25 protein-coding genes are annotated in these 26,713 nt (G+C 60.8%); 16 read left to right on the top strand and 9 right to left on the bottom strand.

From position 1 onward, the window contains the following. Positions 1–58 precede the first annotated feature (58 nt). The gene (locus ALTER154_RS08040) at positions 59–460 is read right to left on the bottom strand and encodes an acyl-CoA thioesterase (protein ID WP_090250791.1); all 402 of its coding nucleotides are present in this window, start codon (positions 458–460) and stop codon (positions 59–61) included. Positions 461–771: 311 nt separating this feature from the next. Here ALTER154_RS08040 and ALTER154_RS08035 point away from each other — a divergent pair, with 311 nt between their 5' ends. The 7 genes from ALTER154_RS08035 to ALTER154_RS08005 all read left to right on the top strand — a co-directional run bounded on the left by ALTER154_RS08035 (position 772) and on the right by ALTER154_RS08005 (position 9,636). Further along, a complete protein-coding gene (locus tag ALTER154_RS08035) occupies positions 772–1,743 on the top strand; it encodes a PstS family phosphate ABC transporter substrate-binding protein (protein WP_160086064.1) in 972 nt (323 codons plus the stop codon). Positions 1,744–1,923: 180 nt separating this feature from the next. Next, the gene (locus ALTER154_RS08030; protein ID WP_160086062.1) at positions 1,924–4,209 is read left to right on the top strand and encodes an ABC transporter permease subunit; all 2,286 of its coding nucleotides are present in this window, start codon (positions 1,924–1,926) and stop codon (positions 4,207–4,209) included. 15 nt (positions 4,210–4,224) lie between these two features. Beyond that, the gene (gene pstA / locus ALTER154_RS08025; RefSeq protein WP_178126331.1) at positions 4,225–5,901 is read left to right on the top strand and encodes a phosphate ABC transporter permease PstA; all 1,677 of its coding nucleotides are present in this window, start codon (positions 4,225–4,227) and stop codon (positions 5,899–5,901) included. A gap of 63 nt (positions 5,902–5,964) precedes the next feature. Then, the gene (gene pstB / locus ALTER154_RS08020) at positions 5,965–6,798 is read left to right on the top strand and encodes a phosphate ABC transporter ATP-binding protein PstB (RefSeq protein ID WP_090250782.1); all 834 of its coding nucleotides are present in this window, start codon (positions 5,965–5,967) and stop codon (positions 6,796–6,798) included. 53 nt (positions 6,799–6,851) lie between these two features. Next, positions 6,852–7,583, top strand: coding sequence for a phosphate signaling complex protein PhoU (phoU, locus tag ALTER154_RS08015; RefSeq protein ID WP_160086060.1), 732 nt, complete (start codon positions 6,852–6,854; stop codon positions 7,581–7,583). A 132-nt stretch (positions 7,584–7,715) separates the two neighbouring features. Next, positions 7,716–8,618: a response regulator gene (locus ALTER154_RS08010; protein ID WP_160086058.1), complete on the top strand. Its 903-nt coding sequence runs from the start codon at positions 7,716–7,718 to the stop codon at positions 8,616–8,618. Between the two features lie 121 nt (positions 8,619–8,739). Then, entirely contained in the window at positions 8,740–9,636 is an 897-nt protein-coding gene (locus ALTER154_RS08005) for a peptidoglycan DD-metalloendopeptidase family protein (RefSeq protein WP_160086056.1), read from the top strand. 252 nt (positions 9,637–9,888) lie between these two features. On the opposite strand, the gene ALTER154_RS08000 is transcribed toward ALTER154_RS08005, so the two are convergent. The 5 genes from ALTER154_RS08000 to ALTER154_RS07980 all read right to left on the bottom strand — a co-directional run bounded on the left by ALTER154_RS08000 (position 9,889) and on the right by ALTER154_RS07980 (position 15,015). Further along, positions 9,889–11,229 carry a hemolysin family protein gene (locus tag ALTER154_RS08000; RefSeq protein ID WP_160086054.1) on the bottom strand — a complete coding sequence of 447 codons (1,341 nt, stop codon included), beginning with the start codon at positions 11,227–11,229 and terminating at the stop codon, positions 9,889–9,891. Between the two features lie 69 nt (positions 11,230–11,298). After that, on the bottom strand, positions 11,299–12,606 hold the full coding sequence (phoR, locus tag ALTER154_RS07995; RefSeq protein ID WP_160086052.1) for a phosphate regulon sensor histidine kinase PhoR: 1,308 nt from the start codon (positions 12,604–12,606) through the stop codon (positions 11,299–11,301). A gap of 69 nt (positions 12,607–12,675) precedes the next feature. Next, positions 12,676–13,365, bottom strand: a complete 690-nt coding sequence (gene phoB, locus ALTER154_RS07990) for a phosphate regulon transcriptional regulator PhoB (protein ID WP_090250769.1) — start codon at positions 13,363–13,365, stop codon at positions 12,676–12,678. Positions 13,366–13,456: 91 nt separating this feature from the next. After that, the gene (ubiA, locus tag ALTER154_RS07985) at positions 13,457–14,350 is read right to left on the bottom strand and encodes a 4-hydroxybenzoate octaprenyltransferase (RefSeq protein ID WP_160086050.1); all 894 of its coding nucleotides are present in this window, start codon (positions 14,348–14,350) and stop codon (positions 13,457–13,459) included. 110 nt (positions 14,351–14,460) lie between these two features. Next, positions 14,461–15,015 (bottom strand): chorismate lyase, encoded by a 555-nt coding sequence (locus tag ALTER154_RS07980; RefSeq protein ID WP_160086048.1) that lies wholly within the window; start codon positions 15,013–15,015, stop codon positions 14,461–14,463. Between the two features lie 214 nt (positions 15,016–15,229). Here ALTER154_RS07980 and ALTER154_RS07975 point away from each other — a divergent pair, with 214 nt between their 5' ends. From ALTER154_RS07975 to ALTER154_RS07950, 6 genes are all read left to right on the top strand, one after another. Then, a complete protein-coding gene (locus ALTER154_RS07975; protein ID WP_090250760.1) occupies positions 15,230–15,397 on the top strand; it encodes a rubredoxin in 168 nt (55 codons plus the stop codon). Between the two features lie 97 nt (positions 15,398–15,494). Further along, positions 15,495–15,662 (top strand): rubredoxin, encoded by a 168-nt coding sequence (locus ALTER154_RS07970; protein WP_160086046.1) that lies wholly within the window; start codon positions 15,495–15,497, stop codon positions 15,660–15,662. Positions 15,663–15,725: 63 nt separating this feature from the next. Next, on the top strand, positions 15,726–16,874 hold the full coding sequence (locus ALTER154_RS07965) for an NAD(P)/FAD-dependent oxidoreductase (RefSeq protein ID WP_160086044.1): 1,149 nt from the start codon (positions 15,726–15,728) through the stop codon (positions 16,872–16,874). A 186-nt stretch (positions 16,875–17,060) separates the two neighbouring features. Continuing rightward, positions 17,061–17,333 carry an HU family DNA-binding protein gene (locus ALTER154_RS07960; protein ID WP_090250753.1) on the top strand — a complete coding sequence of 91 codons (273 nt, stop codon included), beginning with the start codon at positions 17,061–17,063 and terminating at the stop codon, positions 17,331–17,333. A 138-nt stretch (positions 17,334–17,471) separates the two neighbouring features. Beyond that, complete coding sequence (locus ALTER154_RS07955) at positions 17,472–17,864, top strand: helicase (RefSeq protein ID WP_160086042.1); 393 nt, start codon at positions 17,472–17,474, stop codon at positions 17,862–17,864. 79 nt (positions 17,865–17,943) lie between these two features. After that, positions 17,944–18,681, top strand: a complete 738-nt coding sequence (locus ALTER154_RS07950; protein WP_160086040.1) for a hypothetical protein — start codon at positions 17,944–17,946, stop codon at positions 18,679–18,681. Between the two features lie 56 nt (positions 18,682–18,737). Here the strand turns inward: ALTER154_RS07950 and ALTER154_RS07945 are convergent, their stop codons facing one another. From ALTER154_RS07945 to ALTER154_RS07935, 3 genes are all read right to left on the bottom strand, one after another. Beyond that, positions 18,738–20,144 carry an aminoacyl-tRNA deacylase and HDOD domain-containing protein gene (locus ALTER154_RS07945; RefSeq protein WP_160086038.1) on the bottom strand — a complete coding sequence of 469 codons (1,407 nt, stop codon included), beginning with the start codon at positions 20,142–20,144 and terminating at the stop codon, positions 18,738–18,740. Positions 20,145–20,496: 352 nt separating this feature from the next. Next, positions 20,497–22,572, bottom strand: coding sequence for an ATP-dependent DNA helicase RecG (gene recG / locus ALTER154_RS07940; protein WP_178126330.1), 2,076 nt, complete (start codon positions 22,570–22,572; stop codon positions 20,497–20,499). A gap of 8 nt (positions 22,573–22,580) precedes the next feature. Continuing rightward, positions 22,581–23,507, bottom strand: coding sequence for a hydrogen peroxide-inducible genes activator (locus ALTER154_RS07935; protein ID WP_090250610.1), 927 nt, complete (start codon positions 23,505–23,507; stop codon positions 22,581–22,583). A gap of 266 nt (positions 23,508–23,773) precedes the next feature. Between ALTER154_RS07935 and ALTER154_RS07930 the strand changes: the two genes are divergently transcribed. Genes ALTER154_RS07930 through nuoC form a run of 3 tightly spaced genes read left to right on the top strand, consistent with a single transcriptional unit; the run spans position 23,774 to position 26,713 of the window. After that, entirely contained in the window at positions 23,774–24,187 is a 414-nt protein-coding gene (locus tag ALTER154_RS07930; RefSeq protein ID WP_090250607.1) for an NADH-quinone oxidoreductase subunit A, read from the top strand. Between the two features lie 10 nt (positions 24,188–24,197). Further along, a complete protein-coding gene (locus ALTER154_RS07925; protein ID WP_090250605.1) occupies positions 24,198–24,875 on the top strand; it encodes an NADH-quinone oxidoreductase subunit B family protein in 678 nt (225 codons plus the stop codon). Positions 24,876–24,931: 56 nt separating this feature from the next. Further along, positions 24,932–26,713 carry an NADH-quinone oxidoreductase subunit C/D gene (gene nuoC, locus ALTER154_RS07920; RefSeq protein ID WP_160086034.1) on the top strand — a complete coding sequence of 594 codons (1,782 nt, stop codon included), beginning with the start codon at positions 24,932–24,934 and terminating at the stop codon, positions 26,711–26,713.

Raw genomic sequence — 26,713 nt, 5'->3', positions numbered from 1 at the left:
CTTAGCGCACAGCAAAACGCCGGCTATTCAGCCGGCGTTTTCGTTTGTGCGTCTGGTATTAGCGACGCGCAGGCACCGGGCGCGTACGGCCGCTGCCGTCAATGGCGACGAAGACGAAGACTGCCTCGGTGACCTTGCGCCATTCGCTGGACAGCGGATCGTCGCTCCACACCTCGACCAGCATCTGGATCGAGCTGCGGCCCACTTCCACGGTTTGCGTATAGAAGGACAGTTGCGCGCCAACCGCCACCGGCACCAGAAAGGCCATGCGATCGATAGCCACCGTGGCTACTCGCCCGCCGGCAACCTTGCAGGCCATGGCCGTGCCGGCCAGGTCCATCTGAGACACCAACCAGCCGCCATAGATATCGCCGAAACCATTGGTTTCACGCGGCAGCGCGGTGATTTGCAAAGCCAGGTCGCCTTGCGGGATAGGGTCTTCCTGTTCGAAATCGTGCATCGGATAGGCTCGCGGCGCGGTTGTTTTTATTGGCGCAGTGCGGGGCTTGGCGGTGGCGGCGAGTCAGGCTCTGCGGCTATCGCGGGTCGGCCCAGCAGGCCCGCGGGAGTGCGGGCGCAGCGAGTATAGCGACTCAGCAGTCGCAGGGCGACCATGGCACTTGGCCGCCTGGGCGTAGCGCGTCAGTGCATCGACTGCGGCAAAATTTCAGCAGCGTTCATCTAACTGTCACATTGCATACATACAGTCGTCATGCGGCCTACAGATACTTGGCCCCGTTCAATCCAACACTAGTTTGCTAGGAGTAAGGCATGAAACTTAAGCGTTTGATGGCGGCCATGACTTTTGTCGCCGCTGGCGTGGCTACCGCCACTGCGGTTGCTGCTGTCGATCCGGCTCTGCCGAGCTACACCAAAACTTCCGGCGTATCGGGCAACCTGTCCAGCGTTGGTTCCGACTCCCTGGCCAACCTGATGACTCTGTGGGCTGAAGAGTTCAAAAAGGAATACCCGAACGTCAACATCCAGATCCAGGCCGCCGGCTCGAGCACTGCGCCGCCCGCTCTGACTGAAGGCACCGCTAGCATGGGCCCGATGAGCCGTGCGATGAAGGATGCCGAGATTCAGGCCTTCGAAGAGAAATACGGCTACAAGCCGACTGCCGTACCGGTGGCTATCGACGCCCTGGCAGTATTCGTACACAAAGATAACCCGATCAAGTCGCTGGACATGGCTCAGGTTGACGCGATCTTCTCCAGCACTCGCCTGTGCGGTGGCGCTACCGATATCAAAACCTGGGGCGACGTGGGTATGACTGGCGAGTGGGCTGCCAAGCCGATTCAGCTGTTCGGTCGTAACTCGGTATCCGGCACTTACGGTTACTTCAAAGAAGAAGCCCTGTGCAAAGGTGACTTCAAGGCTAACGTCAACGAGCAGCCGGGTTCGGCTTCCGTGGTGCAGTCGATCTCCAGCACCATCAACGCCATCGGTTACTCGGGTATCGGCTACAAGACTTCCAGCGTGAAGACTGTGCCACTGTCGAAGAAAGGCGGCGAAGCCTTTGACGCCAACGAAGAAAACGCCCTGGCTGGCAAGTTCCCGCTGGCTCGCTTCTTCTACGTTTACGTCAACAAAGCACCGAACAAGCCGCTGAGCCCGCTGGATGCTGAGTTCATCAAGCTGGTGCTGTCCAAGCAAGGCCAGGAAGTTGTCGTGAAAGACGGCTACATCCCGCTGCCGAGCAAAGTGGCTGCGAAAACCATGAAGGAACTGGGCCTGGAGTAATCCTGGTACAGGCAAGGACGCCTAAGTAAGTCGCACGCCCACCTTCGTTTACGACAGGTGGGCGTTGCTTTGTCAAAGCGCTGTAACTTTTCTGTCACATAGAGTGGCTAGAGTTAACGCCTCGTATAGCGACAGAACTCATTATGGCGCGCTCATGGCTGCGCAGAGACGCTCTTACCTATGAATGACTTGGCTAGTGAAACCATGACCGCCACCTCCAAATCCCTCGGGCTGGACTTCAACACCCCGGCCCTGCAGCGCAAGCGGCGTATCCGCGCGCTGAAAGATCGTTTCGCCCGCTGGGCAGTATCCATCGGTGGTATGGCCGTACTCGGTGCCATTACCCTGATCTTCTTCTACCTGGCCTACGTGGTGCTGCCGATGTTCCAGGGCGCAAGCCTGGAAACTCGCAAGCCGGTGCAGGTTGCCTGGTTGAATGAAGCAGCCGCGCCACTGCTGCTGACTCTTGAAGAACAGAACCAGATGGCAATGCGCCTGGACCAGAGCGGCAAGGTACAGTTCTTCGATGCGAAGAAGATGCAGCCGCTGAACAGCGTGCAACTGCCTATCCCGGCGGATGCGCGGATTGTTTCGGTCGGCCAGGACCAGCCAGGTAGCAACCGCGTTGCCCTGGGCCTATCCAACGGCCAGGTGCTGGTGTTCCAGCATGTCTACAAGCTCAGCTACCCGAATGATGTGCAAACCATTACGCCGAGCATCGAGTACCCGTTCGGCGAAGCGCCGATTGAGCTCGACCCTCAGGGCCGCGAGCTGGATCACATGGGCGTCAGCCTGAACAGCGGCACGCTAATGTTGGCGGGTTCCACCGGTACCGAGCTGCACGTGCTGAGCCTGGGCCGCGAAGAGAACATGATGACCGGCGAGGTGACCCTCAGTGAAGAGCGTGTCGCCCTGCCGCAGATTGCCGAGCCGATCAAGGCACTGATCATCGACCCGCGCCACCTGTGGCTGTATGTGGTCAATGGCCGCGCCACGGCCGATGTCTTCGATATGCGCAGCAACAGCCTGAACGGTCGTTACAAGCTGTTGGAGGACGGCAAGCTGGAAGTCAGCAACGCCACCTCGCTGCTCGGTGGTATCTCGCTGATGATCGGTGACACCAGCGGCGGCATCGCCCAGTGGTTTATGGTGCGCGAAGCAGACGGCAAGGCCGTGCTGAAGTCGATTCGCAGCTTCCAGCTGGCCGATAGCCCGATCATCCAGATTCTCCCGGAAGAGCGCCGCAAGGGCTTCTTTGCCTTGGACGCCAAAGGCAACCTGGGCATCTTCCACAGTACCGCGCACCGCACCCTGCTGGTTGAGCCCGTTGCGGATGGTAAGGCCCTGGCTGCTCTGTCGCCGCGCGCCAACCGCGTGTTGGTTGAGAGCGATGGCCAGCTGCAGCGTTTGATCATCGACAACCCGCACCCGGAAATCTCCTGGAGCTCGCTGTGGGGCAAGGTCTGGTACGAAAACTATGACGCGCCCGGCCACGTCTGGCAGTCGACGTCCGCCAGCACCGACAACGAACCCAAGCTGAGCCTCGCGCCGCTGGCCTTCGGTACGCTGAAAGCCGCGTTCTACGCCATGCTCCTGGCGGCTCCGCTGGCCATCGCGGCTGCGCTGTACACCGCCTACTTCATGGCCCCGGCGCTGCGTCGCAAGGTCAAGCCGGTGATCGAGCTGATGGAAGCGCTGCCAACGGTGATTCTCGGCTTCTTTGCCGGCCTGTTCCTCGCACCTTATGTGGAAGGCCATCTGCCGGGCATCTTCAGCCTGCTGATCTTTACCCCGATCGGCATTCTGCTGGCCGGTTACCTGTGGAGCCGTCTGCCGGAGTCGATCCGCCTGAGCGTGCCGGATGGCTGGGAGTCGGCGATGCTGATCCCGGTAATCCTGCTGGTGGGCTATGTGTCGCTGGCCATGAGCGGTCACGTGGAGAACTGGCTGTTCGACGGCAATATGCGTATGTGGTTGAGCAATGACCTGGGCATTCCGTTCGACCAGCGTAACGCTCTGGTCGTCGGCCTGGCGATGGGCTTTGCGGTGATCCCGACTATCTACTCGATTGCCGAAGACGCTGTGTTCAGCGTGCCGAAGAGCCTGACGTTCGGCTCCCTGGCCCTCGGTGCCACGCCGTGGCAGACCCTGACCCGCGTGGTGATTCTCACCGCCAGCCCAGGCATCTTCTCGGCGGTGATGATCGGCATGGGTCGCGCCGTTGGTGAAACCATGATCGTGCTGATGGCCACCGGCAACACCGCGATCATGGACATGAACATCTTCGAAGGCTTGCGCACCCTGGCCGCCAACGTGGCAGTAGAAATGCCCGAGTCGGAAGTCGGTGGTACTCACTACCGCGTGCTGTTCCTCTCGGCATTGGTGCTGCTGGCTTTCACTTTTGTCATGAACACCCTGGCGGAGCTGGTGCGCCAGCGTCTGCGCGTCAAGTACGCCTCGCTCTAAGGCTTGGGAAGGTATATGTCCGTGAAACAGAACAACCTGAAAACCTGGTTCAAGAGCGGTACGCCGTGGATCTGGATGAACGCCGGTGCAGTGTCGATTGCCGTGATCATGACCCTGGGTCTGATGATGGTGATCGCCGTGCGCGGCCTCGGCCACTTCTGGCCGGCCGATATCGTTGAAGCCGACTACCAGATCCCTGGTCAGGAAGCCCGGGTGATGGCCGGCGAGATCACCCAGATCGAAGAAGTGCCGCGTGCCCGTCTGGCTGCTTCCGGTTTGCCGGTGGAGGCTGAAGGCGGCGAATTCATGACTCGCGAGCTGTTCAAGGTGGGTAACCGCGATGTGTATGGCGCGGACTTCACCTGGGTGGTCGGCGAATGGCTGAGCAACCTGCGTACTCCGGAAAACCTCACGGCGCTGGAGCGCCGCGAGTGGGGAAACTTCTACGGTTACCTGGTCAACGTCAAGGAAGCCGGCGTGTTGGTCGCCGAGGGCGATGCCAGCTGGCCGGCACTGCAGGAGCGTATTGAGCGTGTCGAGCAGTTGCACACTCAGCTGGTTCGCCTGGAGAAGAAGGACATCGGGCGGATCAACGCCGGCCTGGAGCGCATCCGTCTGCAAACCCGCAAGCTGGAACTGCAGGGCAAGCTGGATGATGTTGCGCAGGCCGAACTGGACGCCGAGCGCGCGCAGTGGGATGCCGAATACAAGGTGCTGGAAACCGAGTTGATTGCCCTTAATCAGGCGTTCAATCGCGACAGCGTCACGCTGAAGACCGTTGATGGCCGCGAAGTGACCATCAGCATGGGCAAGGTGGTGCGCGCGTTCCAGCCGAATGCCATGGGCATGGGTGAAAAGCTCGGTTTCTACTTCGCCAAGCTGTGGGAATTCGTCAGCGACGACCCGCGTGAAGCCAACACTGAAGGCGGCATCTTCCCGGCGATTTTCGGCACCGTGATGATGACCCTGATCATGGCCGTGATCGTGACGCCGTTTGGCGTGGTGGCGGCCATCTACCTGCGTGAGTATGCCAAGCAGGGCCCGCTGACCCGGGTGATCCGTATCGCGGTAAACAACCTGGCGGGTGTTCCGGCCATCGTTTACGGGGTGTTCGGCCTGGGCTTCTTCGTCTACGTGCTGGGCGGCTCGCTGGACCGTATGTTCTTCCCCGAAGCCGCGCCGGCGCCAACCTTCGGTACGCCAGGCCTGCTCTGGGCCTCACTGACCCTGGCGATCCTCACCCTGCCGGTGGTGATCGTGGCCACCGAAGAAGGTCTGGCGCGTATTCCGCGTGCCGTGCGTGAAGGCTCCCTGGCCCTTGGCGCAACCAAAGTAGAAACCCTCTGGCGCGTGGTGTTGCCAATGGCCAGCCCGGCCATGATGACCGGCCTGATTCTCGCTGTGGCCCGCGCCGCCGGTGAAGTGGCGCCGCTGATGCTGGTGGGCGTGGTCAAGCTGGCCCCGAGCCTGCCGGTGGATGGCAACTACCCGTACCTGCACCTTGATCAGAAGATCATGCACCTGGGCTTCCACATCTACGACGTCGGCTTCCAGAGCCCCAACGTTGAGGCCGCGCGGCCGCTGGTTTATGCCACTGCGCTGCTGCTGGTGTTGGTCATTGTGGTGCTGAACATGGCGGCGGTTTATATCCGTAACCACCTGCGTGAGAAGTACAAGGCGCTGGATCACTAATCATTGCGCCACGGCCCACTGGCCGTGGCGGCTTAACGAATTTGTTAGCGTAGGGAGCATCCCATGCAGCACGAAGCACACACACACGGTATCGACATGGCGGCCCTCGGCCGCGACCGCCAGGGCTTGAACATGGCTAACGAACGCGTGGCCATCGACGTACCGGGTTTGAACCTGTACTACGGCGAGAAGCAGGCGCTGTTCGACGTCAAGATGACTATCCCCAATCAGCGTGTGACGGCGTTTATCGGCCCGTCTGGTTGCGGTAAATCGACCCTGCTACGCACTTTCAACCGGATGAATGATTTGGTTGACGGCTGCCGTGTAGAAGGCGAAATCAACCTCGACGGCAAGAATATCTACCGTAAAGGCGAAGACGTGGCTGAGCTGCGTCGCCGCGTCGGCATGGTGTTCCAGAAGCCCAACCCGTTCCCCAAGAGCATTTACGAGAACGTGGTTTACGGCCTGCGCATCCAGGGTATTAACCAGAAGCGCGTGCTCGATGAAGCCGTGGAGTGGGCACTGAAAAGCGCAGCACTGTGGGATGAGGTCAAGGACCGTCTGCACGAGTCGGCACTCGGCCTCTCCGGCGGTCAGCAGCAGCGTCTGGTGATCGCCCGTACTGTGGCTGTGCAGCCGGAAGTGCTGCTGCTCGACGAACCCTGCTCGGCCCTCGACCCGATCTCCACGCTGAAAGTCGAAGAGCTGATCTACGAACTGAAATCCAAGTACACCATCGTCATCGTTACCCACAACATGCAGCAGGCGGCGCGGGTCTCGGACTACACGGCGTTTATGTACATGGGCAAACTGATCGAGTTCGGTGATACCGATACACTGTTCACCAATCCGGACAAGAAGCAGACAGAGGACTACATCACCGGTCGTTACGGCTGATGGCAAGCCCATCCTAAGCAGAGACGCTATTCGGTTAATTCAAGGGTTTGCACATGATCAACAAAGAAAACCTTACCCAGCACATCTCCCAGCAGTTCAACGTCGAGCTGGAGGAGGTGCGCAGCCACCTGCTTGCGATGGGCGGCCTGGTCGAGAAGCAGGTTAACGACGCCGTTACCGCACTGATTGACGCCGACTCCGGTCTGGCCCAGCAGGTGCGCGAGATCGATGACCAGATCAACCAGATGGAACGCAATATCGACGAAGAATGCGTGCGCATTCTGGCGCGTCGTCAGCCAGCCGCGTCCGACCTGCGCCTGATCATCAGCATCTCCAAATCGGTGATCGATCTCGAGCGTATCGGCGACGAAGCCACCAAAATCGCCAAGCGGGCGATCCTGTTGTGCGAAGAGGGTGAAGCGCCGCGTGGCTACGTGGAAGTGCGTCATATCGGCGACCAAGTGCGCAAGATGGTGCAGGAGTCGTTGGATGCCTTTGCCCGCTTCGACGCTGACCTGGCGTTGTCTGTGGCCCAGTACGACAAGACAGTCGACCGCGAATACAAGACCGCTCTGCGTGAGCTGGTCACCTATATGATGGAAGATCCGCGTTCGATCGCACGCGTGCTCAACATCATCTGGGCGCTGCGCTCGCTGGAGCGCATCGGTGACCACGCCCGCAACATCGCCGAACTGGTTATCTACCTGGTGCGCGGCACCGACGTGAAGCACCTCGGCCTGACCCGCATGCAGGAAGAAGTGCAGGGCACCAAGAAGGACAGCTGAGTCGGCTGTTGCGGGCAGTGAACGCATTGCCCGATGGCCAAGATGCACCTGATCGCGACATTGGGTGCATTTCGGTTGGCCTTTGGCCAGTAGCCGTGACTATGCTTATGGCCATCAGAACAGGAGTGGCCGATGAGCAAAGTCAGCGTGCTGGTAGTGGACGACGCAACCTTTATCCGTGATTTGGTGAAAAAGGGTTTGCGCGACCACTTTCCAGGTATCCAGATCGAGGAAGCCGTGAATGGGCGCAAAGCCCTGCAGATGCTGACGCGTCAGCCGGTTGACTTGATTCTGTGCGACTGGGAAATGCCGGAAATGTCCGGCCTGGAACTGCTCACCTGGTGCCGCGAGCAAGATGCTCTGAAGATCGTCCCGTTTATCATGGTCACCAGTCGCGGTGACAAAGAGAACGTGGTGCAGGCGATTCAAGCTGGCGTTTCCGATTTCATCGGTAAGCCCTTTTCCAACGAGCAGCTGATCACCAAGGTGAAGAAGGCCCTGAGCCGGGCTGGCAAGTTGCAGGCATTGGTGTCCAGTGCCCCACCGAAAATGCTCAGCAGCGGTGCCTTCGCCAACGATTCGTTGTCCGCACTGACTGGCGGTAAAGCCGATACCGTCAAACCCGCCGCCGTGCAAGCCGCTGCTGCCTTTGCCAGTAAACCCGCCGCCAAGGCACCTGCTACCAGCGCACCCAGCGGGCGCGGGCAGGGCCAACTGCGGTTACCCGGTGGCGCCACCATGTCCTGCGTGATCAAGGCCCTGAGCCTCAAGGAAGCACTGTTGGTGGTTAAACGCACCGAGGAGCTGCCGCAGGTGCTCGACAGTGCGGTGCTAGATCTGGAGCAGGGCGACGCGGCGGAAACCGCTCGGCTCAACGGCTACTTGCATGCCGTGGCGGCCTTCGAGCCGAAGCCAGACAGCGAGTGGCTGCAACTGACCTTCAGATTCGTCGACCGCGACCCGCAGAAGCTCGACTACATCTCCCGGCTGATCGCCCGGGGAACTGCGCAGAAGCATTTCAGCCCCGGCGCCTGAGCAGGCTACCCCGCCGTTGCATGCGAGATGGCTCACAACCCTGGCGCGCCGGTTCGCGTCGCATGGGTTCGGCTGCTAATCTGATTGGCCCGGACAGACAAATCATAAGATCCGAGTCGTTATGCTAGGGCGTCTGATACTTCTCTGCAGTTTGTTGACCCTTGCCGGCCAGGCAGCGGCGTTGACTATTTACAAGTACACCGATGCTAACGGCGTGGTCACCTATACCGACCAAGCCGCGCCTGGTGCGCAGGTGTTCGTGTTTCGCGACCGTATGGTTGAGCGCCTGGACAATCAGGTAAAGCTGGAAACCAAGAAACATGAGGCTGGTGAAACCCTGTTGGTGCGCAATGACCTGCACGCCCCGGTGCAGATTGAACTGCGCCTGGAAGCTACGGATAACGTCACCGGCGTGCCAGACAAGCCGATTAGCTGGGTATTACCGCCGCGCAGCAATATCCGTTTGGCCACCCTGGCCCCGCGTGATGCCAGCAAACCCATGCGGTATACCCCCAAGTTGCGTTATGCGATGGGCGACCCGCGCCTGCTGCCGACGCAGAAAAGCTACCCACTGCCGTGGCGTGGTGGGCCGTTCCGTCTGACTCAAGGGGCTAACGGCCAGTACAGCCACTTCACCCCCAAAGGCCGTTACGCCATGGATATCGCCATGCCCGAGGGCACGCCGATTGTTGCGGCACGCGGTGGCATCGTGGTGAAAACCGAGAATCAGCAAAGTGGGCGCGGCAACAACCCGTCTGGCAACTATGTGCGGATTCTCCACGACGACGGCACCATGGGGGTTTACCTGCACTTGATGCAGGGGTCGGTGGCCGTCAGTGAAGGTGCTCGTGTGCGTGCTGGCAGCCTGCTCGCGCGTTCGGGCAACACGGGCAATAGCACCGGGCCGCATCTGCACTTCGTGGTGCAGCGCAACGTTGGCTTGGCGTTGGAGTCGATCCCGTTCAACTTCGCTCAGCCGGTCAACAGCCTGCCTAATTTCGCCGTCGGCGGCGAGTAAGAACCTGCAACGATCTGCTGCGCTTCGGCCTTACTGGGTTAAAAACAGGCTCGGCAAGCCGCTTACGGCCAACGCGCTTTTGCGCGACCCGAATGGCGAGCGGAATGAGTAATGCTCGTGTACAAAAGCACACTCGCGTGCGAGCCCAGTCCGCTTCCTCGCTGTCTTGACAAGCCGAAGGCTGTTCCTAGGTAGCGCCGTGTAGGACTCTAGCTCGCGAGATCGTAAACACGTTCTACGGCAGTCTGTCCCTCAATCCAGCTTAAGCACCTTGGCCAGCACGATCTTCGGGCCTTTCATCTTCTTGACGATGATGCGCAGGCCGTCGACTTCCAGTACTTCCTCTTCCTCGGGCATGCGCTTGAGGGTGTCGTAAATCAGCCCGGCGAGGGTTTCCGCTTCGACGTGATCGAGGTCGACGCCGAGCAGGCGTTCGACTTTGGCCAGTGGCGTGTCGCCGCGTACCAGCAGTTTCCCCGGCTGGTACGCGAGAATGCCGCGCTCGGCTTTGCGGTGTTCATCCTGAATGTCGCCCACCAGGGCTTCCAGTACGTCTTCCATGGTCAAGTAGCCGATTACCTTGCCGTCGGCTTCTTCGACTAAGGCGAAGTGCGAACCACCCATGCGGAATTGTTCTAGCAGGCTGGACAGCGGCATGTGCCGGCCGACGCGTTCAACAGGGTGCATCAGGTCAGCCAGTTTCAGTGCCGAGGGCAGCATCTCCAGCAGCGACAGGTGCAGCAGCAAGTCCTTGATGTGCAATACGCCAACGTACTCGCCACTGATATCGTCGTAGACCGGGTAGCGGCTGTACTTGTGCCGACGAAACACGCTGAACACTTCATCCAACGCGGCTGTCAGCGGCAGGGACACTAAGTCCTCGCGGGAGTTGGCCCAGTCGACCACCTCCAGTTCGCCCAGCTCCACGGCCGAGGCCAGCACACGCATGTCCTGGTCGCTGGGGTCGCTGGCGCGGCTGGAATGGAGGATCAGCTTGAGTTCGTCGCGGCTGTAGTGGTGCTCATGATGCGGCCCCGGCTCGCCCTGGCCGGCCACGCGCAGAATGGCGTTGGCGCTGGCGTTGAGCAGGAAGATCGCCGGGTACATGGCCCAGTAGAACATGTACAACGGCGCGGCCGTCCACAGCGACAGCAACTCGGGTTTGCGGATAGCCCAGGACTTGGGGGCTAGCTCGCCGACCACGATATGCAGGTAGGAAATGATAAAGAACGCGGTAAAGAAGGCGATGCCATGTATCAGCTTCGGCGATTCGATGCCGATACCCGCCAGCAGTGGTTCGAGCAGGTGAGCAAAGGCCGGTTCGCCGACCCAGCCGAGGCCGAGGGAAGCCAGGGTGATACCCAGCTGACAGGCTGAGAGGTAGGCGTCGAGCTGGTTGTGTACGGTGCGCAGAATATGCCCGCGCCAGCCATTTTTTTCCGCCAGGGCGTCAACCTTGGTGGCGCGCAGTTTGACGATGGCGAACTCGGCGGCAACGAAGAAGCCGTTGAGCAGCACCAGAAACAGAGCGAATAGAACGAGGCCGAAATCGGCGAAATAGTTGCTGGCGACGTAACTCGTGGAGGGGTCCATAAAGGGTTCGGGTAGTGAATGACCGCTAAAGGGTGGGGGCTGACAGCTGGCTTTGCAAGTGGGGCGCGGTTACTGGCCGCGCCGTACCACTTGCAGCGTCGGGAAGTGGCAGGTGAAGGTGCTGCCTTTGCCCAGGGTGCTGGCGATATCCAGGCGCGCGCGGTGGCGCAGCAGCACATGCTTGACGATGGCCAGGCCAAGCCCGGTGCCACCGGTGTTGCTGGCACGGCTGGAGTCGACCCGGTAGAAGCGCTCGGTCAGGCGCGGCAGATGCTTGGCCTCGATACCCAGACCGCTGTCCTGCACGCTGAGGTGCGCGCCCTGTTCATCGCCCCACCAGCGAATCTGGATGCTGCCTTCGTCCGGGGTGTATTTCACGGCGTTGAACACCAGGTTGGAGAAGGCGCTGCGCAGCTCAGTTTCGCTGCCCTTAAGCTTGAGGTGCGGGTCTGCTTCTAGGCTGATGCGATGGTGGCGCTCGCCGGATAGCGCCTGGGCATCGTTCTTGATGCTCAGCAGCAGCAGGTCGACGGCCACTGGTTGATTGTCCGAGGGGTAATCGGTGGCTTCCAGCTTGGCCAGCAACAGCAGATCATTCAGCAGATTCTGCATGCGTCCGCCTTGCTGCTGCATCTGCTGCAGGGCGCGCAGCCAGCGCGGATTCACGTCCTCGACGTTATCCAACAGCGTTTCCAGGTAGCCGCTGATCACCGTCAGCGGGGTGCGCAGCTCGTGGGAGACGTTGGCGACGAAGTCTTTACGCATCTGCTCCAGCTGAAACAGGCGGGTGATGTCGCGTACCAGCATCAGGTGTTCGCGGTTGCCGTACTGGGTGATGTGGAATTGCAGGCGCAGGCGGTCGCTGACTGGTGAGGGCAGCTCCAGCGGCTCGTTGTAATTGTGGTTCTCGAAATATTCGATAAAGCGCGGGTCGCGTACCAGGTTGGTGATCTGCTGGCCGCTGTCCTGTGGAGTTTTCAGGCCCAGCAGTTTCTCGGCGGCGATGTTCCACCATTCTAGGTTGCCATCGCGGTCGAGCATGATCACCGCATCTTTAAGCGCAGCGGTGGACTCCTGGACGCGGTCGATCACTGCCTGCAGGCGGCCACGGACTTTCTGGTCGCGGCGCTGCAGGTGGTAGATGCTGTCGAACACTTCGCCCCACAGGCCGTAGCCATCGGGCGGCGCTTCGTCACCCTGGCGGGTGCGCAGCCATTTGTGCAGACGTAGCAGTTGTTGCAAGTGCCAGCCAAGGTAGCCGGCCAGGCCAATGACCAGTGCCCAGGCGTATTCGCCAGTGATCAGCCCCAGCAGCAGGCAGACACTGACCAGGAGCAACAAGCGACGTATCAGGGGGCCGCGCCAGTCTTGATTCAATTCGAGCTCATCCGCCAATCAATCCTTTTCACCGAGCGCTCATCGCGCCGGCAGGCCATCCTAACCGTGTTAGCTCTTGGTGGAGAAACGATAGCCGGTGCCGCGTACGGTTTGCACCAGGTTTTCGTAGGCTTCGCCGAGGGCTTTGCGCAGGCGACGGATATGCACATCGACGGTGCGCTCCTCCACATACACGTTACCGCCCCAGACTTGGTCCAGCAGCTGGCCACGGGTGTAGGCGCGCTCCTGGTGCGTCATAAAGAACTGCAGCAGGCGGTATTCGGTGGGACCCATCTCGGCCGGTTTACCGTCGATGGTGACGCGGTGGCTGACTGGGTCGAGCAGCAGGCCGCCGACTTCGATCGGCCCTTCACTGTCGGTCGGTCCAGCGCGGCGCAACACGGCTTTCAGGCGGGCGACCAGTTCGCGCGGCGAGAACGGCTTGGTGATGTAGTCGTCGGCGCCGACTTCCAGGCCCTGGATTTTGTTGTCCTCTTCGCCTTTGGCCGTAAGCATGATGATCGGGATGTCGCCGGTCAGCTCATCGCGCTTGAGGCGACGCGCCAGCTCAATGCCGCTGGTGCCGGGGAGCATCCAGTCGAGCAGAATCAAATCAGGTTTACGGTCGACGATGATGGCATGTGCCTGCTGGGTATTTTCCGCTTCCAGGCACTCGTAGCCGGCCATTTCCAGGGCCACGGCGATCATTTCACGGATCGGTGCTTCGTCATCGACGATCAGGATGTTCTTGCCAACCATGGGTCAAGCCTCGGGTCATCTCGCTGTAATGGGCTGCATTAGATAACGGAATTATTGCAGCGATATGACAGGCGCGCGGCAAAGCTTCTTTCTAGCCGCGCACAGCGTAGTCCACTACCAGGCCGATAAAGATCGCCAGGCCAGCCCAATGGTTGTGCAGAAAGGCATTGAAGCAGGCCATTGGCTTGCGGTTGTGGGTCTTGTGAAACTCCCAAGCAAAGCAGCCAGCGGCGACCAGTAGACCGAGGTGGAAGTACAAGCCCAGCTCGAAGCGCGCCGCCGCCAGCAGCAGGCAGAGCAGCGCCAGGCCCTGAAGGATGACGATGATCAGGCGGTCGGCATCGCCAAACAGAATGGCTGTGGAGCGTACGCCGATCTTCAGGTCATCCTCGCGGTCGGCCATGGCGTAGTAGGTGTCGTAGGCCACCGTCCATAGTAGGTTGGCGATATACAGCAGCCAGGCTTCCGGTGGCAGGCTGCCGGTTTCGGCAGTGAAAGCCATGGGCATGCCCCAGGAGAATGCCGCGCCCAACACCACCTGCGGGTAGAAGGTGTAGCGCTTCATAAAGGGGTAGCAGGCGGCCAGAGCCAGGCCGCCGAAGGACAGCCAGATGGTGGTGGCGTTGGTAAACAGCACCAGCACGAAGCTCAGCGCCACCAGCGCGGCGAATAGGATCAGCGCTTCACGCGGCTTGACCCTGCCACTGGCCAGCGGCCGCGCCTTGGTGCGGCTGACGTGGCCGTCGAAGTTGCGGTCGGCGTAATCGTTGATCACGCAGCCAGCAGCGCGCATCAGAATCACCCCGAACACGAAGATCAGCAGGTTCTTCACGCTCGGCACGCCTTCGGCAGCAACCCACAGCGCCCAGAGCGTTGGCCACAGCAGCAGGTAGATGCCGATGGGCTTGTCCAGGCGCATCAGCTGGATAAAGTCCCAGGCGCGTGGGTGCAGGCGATTAAGTGAATGCAGCAGGCGGGTATACATCGAGCGCGTCTCCATGCGAGGTGCGGCTGATTATACGGAGGGAGTAGGGCGGATCACGCTTTATCGATCCGCCCTAGTGCTGCTAGGTGGAGGTAAAAACGACACCCACTCTACGGCGTGTCGATCTCGGCGGCCTGCCAGAATGCGGGTAAGAACACCTCGGCCACCAGCACCCCCAGTGCGCCGCGGCTAAAGCACGAGCGCCGCGCCCACAGGCGCTCGCTGCAGGCGTCTGCTGGCAGCCACTGCGCCGGATAGCGGCACACCTGCAATTCACCACGCTCAAAGGCGCGGTCGCTGAACAGCAATTCACCCAGCGAGCGGCTGCCGAGTTGATCCAGCGCCAAACCGGAGCCTTCCAGTACGCTGCGCGCCGCCACGCTGCGGGCGAATACCCAGGGCTGGCCGTGACCGCGCAGATACACTTCGCGCACCCAGCCCTGGCTGCCGTTGACCACGCCCAGCGCGTTGCATTCATCGCTGCGCAGGCGCTGCCAGCCTTCCTGCAGCGGGGTGACGCTGAAACTATCGGCCGACAGGACGGTGAGCCGCCGCGTCAGCGAATCCTCATTGAATAGCCAGTCGCGCAGCGCAGCAGTGGGCGCAGGGTGCAGTTGGCTGGCAGTCAGCCAGCGCGGCGGGTGGGCGAGGGCGGCGTGGGGCACGAGCGGTTTCACCGTAGGCAGAGGCGCGCGAGTCTAGCATGGGCCTTACGCTTGGATAGATGACGTAAGGCGCGGCGATTGGCCGCTAAGCCGGGCACAACCCGACTTTGGTTGGCCTCAATGACGCGCTATTCATCGCCCGCCGGCTTGGCGCACCTGCGCATATACGGTAGTTTCCCCGGCGCAATAGCCGTGTGATCCACCTGAGGTAGTTATGAAGAAGTGGCAATGTGTGGTCTGTGGACTGATTTACGATGAGAGCCAAGGCTGGCCTGATGACGGTATCGCCGCCGGGACACTCTGGCAGGATGTCCCGGAAGACTGGCTGTGCCCTGACTGTGGCGTGGGTAAATTGGATTTCGAAATGATCGAAATCGGTTGAGTCCAGGCTGTGACAAGCGGCGACCCAAGGGTCGCCGTTTTGTTTAGTGAGTGCGCATACTAAACCCTCGAACGAGCTGAGTAAGCGCGAGGTGGTTATGCGCAAGTGGCAGTGTGTGGTGTGCGGTTTTATCTATGACGAAGCCCTCGGCCTGCCCGATGAAGGCATCGCCCCGGGCACGGCGTGGGAAGATATTCCCGCCGATTGGTTGTGCCCCGATTGCGGCGTCGGCAAGCTGGATTTCGAGATGATCGAAATCGTCTGAGCCGCGCCAGCCCTGAAATCTATTACGGCCGCCGCAATGCGCGGCCTGTGTGAGGAATGCAGCATGAGTGCACCTGTCGTCATCGTCGGCACCGGCTTGGCCGGCTACAACCTGGCCCGTGAATTCCGCAAGCTGGACAGCGAGACCCCGCTGCTGCTGATCACCGCTGATGACGGGCGCTCGTATTCCAAACCGATGCTTTCCACCGGCTTTGCCAAAAACAAGGATGCCGATGGCCTGAGTATGGCCGAGCCGGGCGCCATGGCGGATCAGCTCAACGCGGAAATTCGCACCCACACCCGCATCAGCGGCATTGACCCTGGCCACAAGCAGCTGTGGATTGGCGAAGAGGCTGTGCCTTATCGCGACCTTATCCTGGCTTGGGGTGCCGAGGTGATTCGTGTGCCGGTGGAAGGTGATGCCGACGATGCGATCTTCTCGATCAATGACCTGGAAGACTATGCACGCTTTCGTTCGGCCGCCGCCGGTAAACAGCGGATTCTGCTGTTGGGTGCCGGGCTGATTGGCTGCGAGTTTGCCAATGACCTGAGCCTGGGCGGCTACCAGGTCGAACTGGTCGCACCCTGCGAACAGGTGATGCCCGGTTTGTTGCATCCAGCTGCCGCCGCCGCAGTTCAAGCGGGTCTGGAAGGGCTGGGCGCGCGCTTTCACCTCGGGCCGGTGTTGGCCAGTCTCAATCACAAAGGTGATGCACTGGAAGCGCACCTGTCCGACGGCACGCTGATTGAGTGCGATCTGGTGCTTTCGGCTGTGGGCTTGCGTCCACGTATCGAGCTGGCGGCAGCGGCTGGGCTGGCGGTCAATCGCGGGGTGGTAGTCGACCGCCAGCTGCGCACCTCGCACGCCAATATCTACGCCCTGGGTGATTGCGCCGAAGTCGATGGCATCAACCTGCTCTACGTTATGCCGCTGATGACCGGTGCCCGTGCACTGGCGCAAACCTTGGCCGGTACCCCTACGGCAGTCAGCTACGGGCCGATGCCAGTAACGGTAAAAACTCCGGTCTGTCCGCTGGTGGTCTCGCCGCCACCGCGCGGCCTGCAAGGCGAGTGGAGCGTTGAGGGCAGCGGCGCTGATATCAAGGCGCTGTGCCATGACATCAGCGGTGCGCTACTGGGCTACGCCCTTACCGGTACGGCCGTGCAGGACAAATTGGCGTTGAATAAGCTGCTGCCTGCGCTTTTGGCCTGAATGACGGTCGTTCTGTCGGATATGCCACAAAATTGCCCGGTTTAACTGTCGGACAAGACTGGCGCAGGGCTGGATGGCATGCCATCCTCCCTCAGTCTGCCGCAGCCTAGAGCTGTTGCCGCGCCTTGGTATCTGCTCGCGCAGAGCAGCCCGGACACAACAACAAAAAACCGTAAAGAGGCATTTATGCGTAAACCGGAACTCGCCGCCGCCATCGCCGATAAGGCGGATCTGACCAAAGATCAGGCAAACCGTGTACTTAACGCCGTACTCGAAGAAATCACCAATGCACTGAACCGCAAGGACAGCGTCACATTGGTCGGCTTCGGTACCTTCGTGCAACGCCACCGTGGTGCTCGCACCGGTAAAAATCCGCAAACCGGCGAGCCGGTGAAGATCAAGGCCAGCAACACCGTCGCCTTCAAACCGGGCAAGTCCCTGAAAGATGCGGTTAACTGAGTCCTCAGCCCGGAGCCTTCGGCTCCGGGTCGCTCCTACCGGCTGGCGTGCTCACGCCCTTCTTTCAGCCGGATGTAGTCCCCGCTGCAAACCGCTACAATGCGCCGCCTTTTCCCTACCCTTTGCGAGGCCTTGCGCATGAAATTTCGTTTTCTTCTGTGGATGCTGGGCCGCCTGATGGCCAAGGCAAGCCGTGAAAACCCGGCATTCCAGCAGCAGTTGGTCGATCGCAACATGGTGTTCCAACTGCATACTTTGGATGGCAAAGTTGCCCGTCACTTCATCGTCAAAGATCAGCGCATCACTAGCAAGCGCGGTACGGCCACTGAGCCGGCTTTCGCCCTGGGCTTCAAGGATGCTGCCTATGGTTTCGCTACCATGAGCGCAAAGAACAAGCAGCTGGCGTTTATGCAGGGCATCCAGAACAAGGACATCCAAATCCAGGGCAATCCGGCGCTGGTCATCTGGTTCCAGGGCCTGACCAAATACCTGATGCCGAAGAAGAAAGACGCGGCTAAAAAAGCTGCCTGAGGCTTATCTGCGCGCGCCAGGGCTGGCCGGCGCGCGCTGCTTTCGCTAGGCTGGATACAGCCATCGTGAGAGTTTGCCCATGCGTTTGTTGCTGAGTGCCCTGCTGTTTTCCACCTCCCTTGCCCATGCTACGCCTCCCAAAGCCGAAGCTTTTGCGCCGTTATTCGAGCTGGCAGGCATCCGTTTGCTCTGCGAGCAGAGCGCGCCGCTGGTGCAACGCGGGCTGAGCGATAAACAGCAAGCGCAGTTGGCCAAGGTGTTTGCCGCCGATGGCCTGTGCCTGGACCTGGCCAAGAAGCTGACCGGTAAACTCGATCAAGCCCAGTTGGTTAAGGCCAAGAGCCTGCTGGAAAGCCCGCTGGCGCAGGGCTTTACCGCCGCCGAACGCTCGGTTGGTGAAGGCGGCGCGGAAGGCCTGGCGGCTTACCGCAAACAGCTGGGCGAGCGCCCGCCGCGTGAGGAGCGTCTTGCCTTGGTCCGTCGCCTGGATGCTGCCGCACACACCACGACCCTGGCCACCCTGTTACGCTATGAAGTCGGCAAAACCCAGGCGTTTCTGGCGTTGCAGGGGCGTGGCGAAAGCATCGACGAAAAAGCGCTGAGCACTCAAACCAAGGCCCAGGAAGACGCGCTGCGGGCTTCCAGCGCTCAAGCGGTGGAGTCCTTTATGCTGTATGCCTACCGGCAGATGCCCAGTGAAAAGCTGGCCGAATATGCCGCCCTGTATGAGCAGCCAGCCGTAGCGCAGTTGCTCGATAGCAGTGTGCAGGTGCTGCCGGAGTTGTTTGCCGCGCGGCGCGCGCAGCTGAAGAAATAGTTAGCCGACAGCGATGAAAAAGGGGCCCGTGGGCCCCTTTTTCTGTTCAGCCCGCTTTAGTTCGCAGGGTGAAATTGCGCGGCCAGTTCGCGCAGCGCGACTTCGGCGGCCAGCACCTTGCTCACGGCGTCTTCGGCTTTTTCCCGGCTAATGCCTAGGTTGTCGAACAGGCTTTGTGGAATCTCGCTCTGCGGGCCGGCACCGATACCCCGATTACGCAGCAGGCTGACCGACAGGCACACCAAGTTCGGGTAGGTGGCGTGGGGGCCGGTATATTCCGGGTCATGCTGGAAGCGCAGGGCGCTGGCCAGTTCTTCCGGCATATCCCAGTAACGCATCAGCCAGGCGCCAATCTGTTCGCGGCTGATACCGAGCAGGTGTTGCTCGATATAGCTGTGCGACAGGTGCGGGTTGACCTCCAGGTGCCGGCATATCAGCGAGAAGTGCGGCGGAAACACATGTGCCAGCACCAGATACCCGAAGTTATGCAGCAGGCCGGCAAGGTAGGTCAGGCCGGCTTCCGGGCGCTGCGCGCGCGGGATGGCGCGGGTTAGGCCTTCGATTACGGCTGCGCTGTAGATCGCCTGTTGCCAGTAAGGCGTCGCGTGCTGTGGTTGATCTTTGGGCAGGCTCAGGGTTTTGCCCAGCGCCAGGCCGAGGGCCAGGTTGATCACCAGATCAAAGCCCAGAACACGGACAATGGCATCTTCCACCGAGCGGATCTTACCGGGGGCGGCGTAATAAGGTGAGGCGGCCCAGCTGACCACCTGGGCGGCCAGGGCTGGATCGGTTTCGACAACGCCGGTGATGTCATCGACCGTGGCTTCCGGGTCGACGCGCAGTTTGATGATTTTTTGCGCAGTTTCCGGCAGGGGGGGGATTTCGATGGTTTCTTCCAGGCGCTGCTGGATGCGCCGGGCAGTAAAGGCTTGCACCGCCAGGGTGATTTCCGCGCGGTCGTCGTCTGGGCGGTCGAGGTTCAGGCGGATATTGCTCAGCGGCTCACCAAAGCGTGCGGCGCTGGCTTTGCTCAGCAGGCTTTTGAACGCATCAATGGCCAGTTCCAGCAGCACACCAGGCTGGCCCGACTCGATGTACAGGCTTGGCACGTCCAGCAGGCGTTCGTCATACAGGCACGGCGAGCTGGTCAAAGGCGGTAGGCCGGGTAGCACTTTCAGGTTGTGCTTGCCGAGCATCCGCTCCAGGCGCTCCGGCTTGACGGCCGTTAGCTGGCGGCCGGTCAGTTCAGTCAGGCGGTTGAGGTCGAGTAGCTGACTCTGTGGATAGAGCACCAGCAGGGCGCCCACTGCGTCATCCAGCAACACCGCCTGAAGCCGCTGTGCGACCGCCAGACCGGGTAGATCACGGCAGACTTGATAGGGCAGGCCGAGCTTTTCCAGCAACTGCAGAATCACCGCTGGCGGGCGCAGAGCGGTCTCGGGAGCAAGGGCAAGTTCGGTCATGACGGTATCCAGCAGAAGTAGCAATACCCCGAGTATATACAGCGGGATCAGGAAAATGCGGCGCAGACGACAGTTGTGCTGTTTGGGGCTGTTGGCGTTTCGTTAGCGGCCGCGCTGGAGTCTGTTTTAGCACGAGGCAAGGCACGAGACACGAAGTATGGTGTGCCAAATGAGTGTCGAGAAACGCAGCATCGCGCTAAAACAGATCCCGCCCTTCGGGTTGCGCGAAAAATCTCGCCATGCGCTGTTGGAGGACTTGGCAAGGCAACACCATTACCTGCGTCCTCCGTCTTGCCTGGCGAGATTTTGCACAGCAACGCAGCTTGCGAACGAAACGCCAGCAGACTCTCGCTCACACTTGTCCGTATTGTTGGCCATGCCGTAGCCAGCGTTCAAGTAGCGGGCTGACATGCTGCGGCCAGTGTTCCAGCAGGGTTTGCGCGGCATCGCGCACTGCTGGAAGCAAGTCGGCATCACGCATCAGGTCGGCGACTTTGAACTGCAGCAAGCCGGTCTGGCGAGTACCGAGCATTTCACCGGGCCCGCGCAATTCCAGATCCTTTTCGGCAATCACGAAGCCATCGCAGGTCTCGCGCATGATGGCCAGCCGTTCGCGCCCCAGCTGTGACAATGGCGGGTGATAGAGCAGCAGGCAATGGCTGGCAGCGCTGCCGCGCCCGACCCGGCCGCGCAGCTGATGCAGCTGAGCCAGGCCCAGGCGCTCCGGATTCTCGATGATCATCAGGCTGGCATTGGGTACGTCGACGCCGACTTCGATCACGGTAGTGGCGACCAACAGCTGCAGCCGACCCTGCTTGAACTGGTCCATCACCGCGGCTTTTTCTGCCGGTTTCATGCGCCCGTGAATCAAGCCCACATTCAGCCCGCCGAGCGCCGCCGATAAATCCTCGAAGGTGGTTTCCGCGGCCTGGCAGGTCAGCTCTTCAGATTCCTCGATCAGCGTGCAGACCCAATACGCCTGGCGCCCTTCGTTGCATGCCAGACGCACACGCTCGACCACTTCCAGGCGGCGACTGTCGGCGATGACCAGGGTGTTAACGGGTGTTCGGCCGGGTGGCAGTTCATCAAGGATCGACGTGTCGAGGTCAGCGTAAGCGCTCATCGCCAGGGTTCGTGGGATCGGCGTGGCGGTCATGATCAGTTGGTGCGGGCACATACGCCCGCCGATGCCTTTCTGTCGCAGGGCCAGGCGCTGTTGCACGCCAAAGCGGTGCTGTTCATCGATGATCACCAGCGCCAGTTTGGCAAAGCGCACTTCCTCCTGAAACAGCGCGTGGGTGCCCACCACCATTGGGGCGCCGCCAGCAATCTGCTCCAGGGCGCTGGCGCGGGCCTTGCCCTTTAGCTTGCCGGCCAGCCAGGCGACTTCCAGACCCAGCGGCGCGAGCCATTTGCTGAAGTTGATGAAATGCTGCTCGGCAAGAATCTCGGTGGGGGCCATCAGCGCCACCTGATAGCCGGCCTCCAGTGCCTGCAGCGCGGCAAAAGCGGCGACCACGGTCTTGCCTGCGCCGACATCGCCTTGCACCAGGCGCAGCATAGGCTCGCTCTGGCTGAGGTCGTAGGCGATTTCCGCGCCGACCCGCTGTTGCGCACCGGTGGGGGTAAAACCCAGGTTGGCTAGGTACTGCTGCGGCAGGCGTTTCGCCAGCGGCAGCGCTGGAGCCTGCTGCGCGCGCACGCTTTCGCGCAGACGCTGTAGCGACAGTTGATGGGTCAGCAATTCCTCGAAGGCCAGGCGGTGCTGGGCCCAATGGCGGCCTTCGGCGAGTTCTTCCTGGTCAGCATCCGGCGGAGGTCGATGCAAATAGCGAATGGCTTGATCGAGCGGGTTGAGCTGGTAATCGTCGGCCAGCTCGCGCGGCAGCCAATCCGGCAGGCTGTGCGGGCCGAGGCGCGCCAGAGCTTGTTCACTGAGCTGACGCAGGCGTTGCTGGGTTAGGCCTTCGGTGGTCGGGTAGATCGGCGTCAGGGTCTGTTCCACGGCAATCGGTTCGCTGCCGGACAGCGCGCGGTATTCCGGGTGATAGATTTCCAGGCCTGATGAGCCAGGCCGCACTTCACCGTAGCAGCGCACCTGTGTGCCGCGTTTAAGGCCTTCTTTCTGCGCCTGACTGAAGTGGTAGAAGCGCAAAGACAGGGTGCCGCTGCCGTCCTGCAGGCGTACCAGCAGGCTGCGGCGGCGGCCCATGACCACATCGGCGCCGGCGACGATGCCTTCTACCACGGCATCCTGACCTGGGCGCAGCGCGCCAATCGGCACGATGCGGGTGCGGTCCTGATAGCGCAGCGGCAGGTGGAACAGCACGTCCTGCAGGGTTTCCAGGCCAACCTTGGCGAGCTTTTCAGCCAGGGCAGCGCCCACGCCTTTCAGCGCGGTAACAGAAACCGCGGCCAATTCGGTCATGGCTTGTGTTAACTGCTCTTGGGCAGTGGTTTGGCCACCGAGCACAGGCGGATCGAATCGGTCAGGACTTCGATGGCATTCGGCCGTGGGAAACTGGCGCGCCAGGCGATGGCTACGGTGCGGAACGGTGTGGGCGGGCTGAGCGGGCGCACTTCGATTACCCCAGGGGCGTAATGATGGCTGTCGACAGCGGAGAACGGCAGGATCGACACGCCAAGGCCCGAGGCGACCATGTGGCGGATGGTTTCCAGCGAGCTGGATTCCACGGTGGTGTGCTTGGCACTGTCTTCACCGCCCTTGCGCAGGGTTGGGCAGGCTTCCAGCACCTGATCGCGGAAGCAGTGGCCTTCACCGAGCAACAGCAGGCTCTTGTCATTCAGCAGCTTGCTGTCGATGGTCTTCAGTTCCGCCCACGGATGGCCGGCGGGCAGCAGGGCATAAAAGGGTTCGTCGTACAGCGGCTTGGTCAGCACATCGGCTTCGTGGAACGGCAAGGCGATGATGATCGCGTCCAGCTCACCGTTGCGCAGCTTGTCACGCAATACGTGGGTGAAGTTTTCTTCGATATACAGCGGCATCTGCGGCGCGACGCGGTGCAGCTGCGGAATCAGATGTGGAAACAGGTAAGGGCCGACGGTGTAAATCGCACCGATTTTCAGTGGCGCGGCCATCTGGTTCTTGCCAGCCTGGGCCAGTTCGCGAATGCCTTGGGCCTGTTCTAGCACCTTCTGCGCCTGGGTGACGATGCCTTCACCCACAGGCGTAAGGCGCACTGCGCTTTTGCTGCGTTCGAAGATCAGCACGCCGAGCTCATCTTCGAGTTTTTTCACCCCCACCGACAGCGTGGGTTGGCTGACGTGACAACGTTCGGCTGCACGGCCGAAATGTTGTTCCTGAGCGAGGGTGACTATGTAGCGCAGTTCGGTGAGGGTCATAGTCTTTATCCATTGAGATGCAGCCAAGCATAGCGGCTGTATTCAATCGAACCAACTGCTGATGCGGTTCAGCGCCCGTGGTTGATGTGTTGAGAGGGTTTTGGCGATTGGGTACGCATTTTTGTCGCTTTGTGAACAGAAAATAATTAGTTACTAAAACGTTGTGCGCATAGAATTGCGCCATACTTTGCGAGTGACCCGGTTTGGGGTCGCGTTCGCCATAATAAAATTTTACAAGCCGTTCCTTTTGCCTAAGGAGTACCGGCATGCCTGATGCGGTAACGACCATGTCCCATAACTGGGCTTTTGCTGTTTTCCTGCTCGGAGTCTTCGGGCTGATTGGCTTTATGCTTGGCCTTTCCAGCCTGCTGGGCAGCAAAGCCTGGGGCCGCAGCAAGAACGAACCCTTTGAGTCTGGCATGTTGCCCGTCGGCAGTGCGCGCTTGCGACTGTCAGCTAAATTCTATCTGGTCGCGATGCTCTTCGTGATCTTCGACGTCGAAGCCCTCTTTCTCTTCGCTTGGGCAGTTTCAGTGCGCGAAAGCGGCTGGGCTGGGCTAATCGAAGCTACAGTCTTTATAGCAATTCTGTTGGCAGGTCTTGTCTACCTTTGGCGGATTGGGGCGCTCGATTGGGCACCTCAGGGTCGTCGTGAGCGGCAGGCGAAGCTAAAACAATGAGGCTTTGGCAATGCACTACAAACTTACTCGGATCGATCCGGATGCGCCCAATGAGCGCTATCCGGTCGGCGAGCGGGAGACTGTTTCCGACCCGCTGCTAGATGATCAAGTCCACAAGAACATCTACATGGGCAAGCTCTCAGATGTCCTCAATGGTGCAGTGAACTGGGGGCGCAAGAACTCCCTGTGGCCATACAACTTCGGCCTGTCCTGCTGCTATGTGGAAATGACTACCGCCTTCACCGCGCCACATGACGTGGCCCGGTTTGGTGCAGAAGTGATCCGGGCTTCCCCGCGCCAGGCGGACTTCATGGTCATCGCCGGCACCTGCTTTATCAAGATGGCTCCGGTCATCCAGCGCCTGTACGAGCAGATGCTGGAACCTAAGTGGGTGATCTCGATGGGCTCCTGCGCCAACTCTGGCGGCATGTACGACATCTACTCCGTGGTCCAGGGAGTCGACAAGTTCCTGCCGGTCGACGTCTATATTCCCGGTTGCCCGCCCCGCCCCGAGGCATTTCTGCAAGGCTTGATGCTGCTGCAGGAATCCATTGGTCAGGAGCGCCGGCCGTTGTCCTGGGTGGTCGGTGATCAGGGTGTTTACCGTGCCGAAATGCCTTCGCAGAAAGAACAGCGTCGCGAGCAGCGGATCGCCGTGACCAATCTGCGTAGCCCCGACGAAGTGTGAGCCTGGGCTCGATTGAGCCCGCCTACTGACGCCGTTGACCGATAGCGACCGAGACCATGACTGCAGACAGCATTCTGTCCATACCGCCGTACAAGGCTGACGACCAAGATGTGGTCGTCGAACTGAATTCCCGTTTTGGCGCTGACGCCTTCACCGCACAGAGCACCCGTACCGGTATGCCGGTGCTGTGGGTGGCACGCGAGCGCCTGGTCGAGATCCTGAGTTTCCTGCGCAACCTGCCGCGCCCCTACGTCATGCTGTATGACCTGCATGGTGTCGACGAGCGCCTGCGTACTCAGCGTCGCGGCCTGCCGGGTGCGGATTTCACCGTGTTCTATCACCTGATGTCGCTGGAGCGGAACAGCGACATCATGCTCAAGGTTGCCTTGAACGAGCGTGACCTCAATGTGCCCAGCGTCACCGGCATCTGGCCCAACGCCAACTGGTATGAGCGCGAAGTCTGGGACCTCTACGGCATTCATTTCAGCGGCCACCCGCACCTGACGCGGATCATGATGCCGCCGACCTGGGAAGGTCACCCGCTGCGCAAGGATTACCCGGCGCGTGCCACCGAATTCGATCCGTTCAGCCTGACCCTGGCCAAGCAGCAGCTGGAAGAAGAAGCCGCGCGCTTCAAGCCGGAAGACTGGGGCATGAAGCGCGGCAGCGAGCATGAGGACTATATGTTCCTCAACCTCGGTCCCAATCACCCGTCGGCCCATGGTGCCTTCCGCATCATTCTGCAGCTCGACGGTGAAGAGATCGTCGATTGCGTACCGGAAATCGGTTACCACCACCGTGGTGCCGAGAAAATGGCCGAACGGCAGAGCTGGCACAGTTTTATCCCCTACACCGACCGCATCGACTATCTCGGCGGGGTGATGAACAACCTGCCGTACGTGTTGGCTGTGGAAAAACTTGCGGGCATCACCGTGCCGCAACGGGTCGACGTGATTCGCATCATGCTGGCCGAGTTCTTCCGTATCACCAGTCACCTGCTGTTCCTCGGTACCTATATCCAGGACGTCGGCGCGATGACTCCGGTGTTCTTCACCTTCACCGACCGCCAGCGCGCCTACAAGGTGATCGAAGCCATAACCGGTTTCCGCCTGCACCCGGCCTGGTACCGCATCGGCGGTGTTGCCCACGACCTGCCGCGTGGCTGGGACAAACTGGTCAAGGAGTTCGTCGACTGGCTGCCCAAGCGCCTCGACGAATACGAAAAAGCCGCACTGAAGAACAGCATCCTCAAGGCGCGGACCATTGGTGTGGCGCAGTACAACACCAAGGAAGCGCTGGAGTGGGGCACCACGGGTGCTGGCCTGCGTGCGACGGGCTGCGACTTCGACCTGCGCAAGGCACGGCCGTATTCCGGTTACGAGAACTTCGAGTTCGAAGTGCCGCTGGCCGCCAATGGCGATGCCTACGACCGCTGCATGGTGCGCGTGGAAGAGATGCGCCAGAGCATCAAAATCATCGACCAGTGCCTGCGCAATATGCCGGAAGGCCCGTACAAGGCCGATCACCCGCTGACCACGCCGCCGCCAAAAGAGCGCACGCTGCAGCACATCGAAACCCTGATCACCCACTTCCTGCAGGTTTCCTGGGGCCCGGTGATGCCGGCCAACGAAAGCTTGCAGATGATCGAGGCGACCAAGGGCATCAACAGCTACTACCTGACCAGCGACGGCAGCACCATGAGCTACCGCACGCGCATTCGTACGCCGAGCTTCCCGCACCTGCAGCAGATCCCTTCGGTGATTCGCGGCAGCATGGTCGCCGACCTGATCGCGTACCTGGGCAGTATCGACTTCGTTATGGCTGACGTGGACCGCTGA

Source organism: Pseudomonas sp. 9AZ (assembly GCF_902506525.1).
GTDB lineage: Bacteria > Pseudomonadota > Gammaproteobacteria > Pseudomonadales > Pseudomonadaceae > Aquipseudomonas > Aquipseudomonas peli.
Note: the sequence above shows the minus strand (reverse complement) of the source record. Positions and strands in the feature narration are given on the sequence as shown.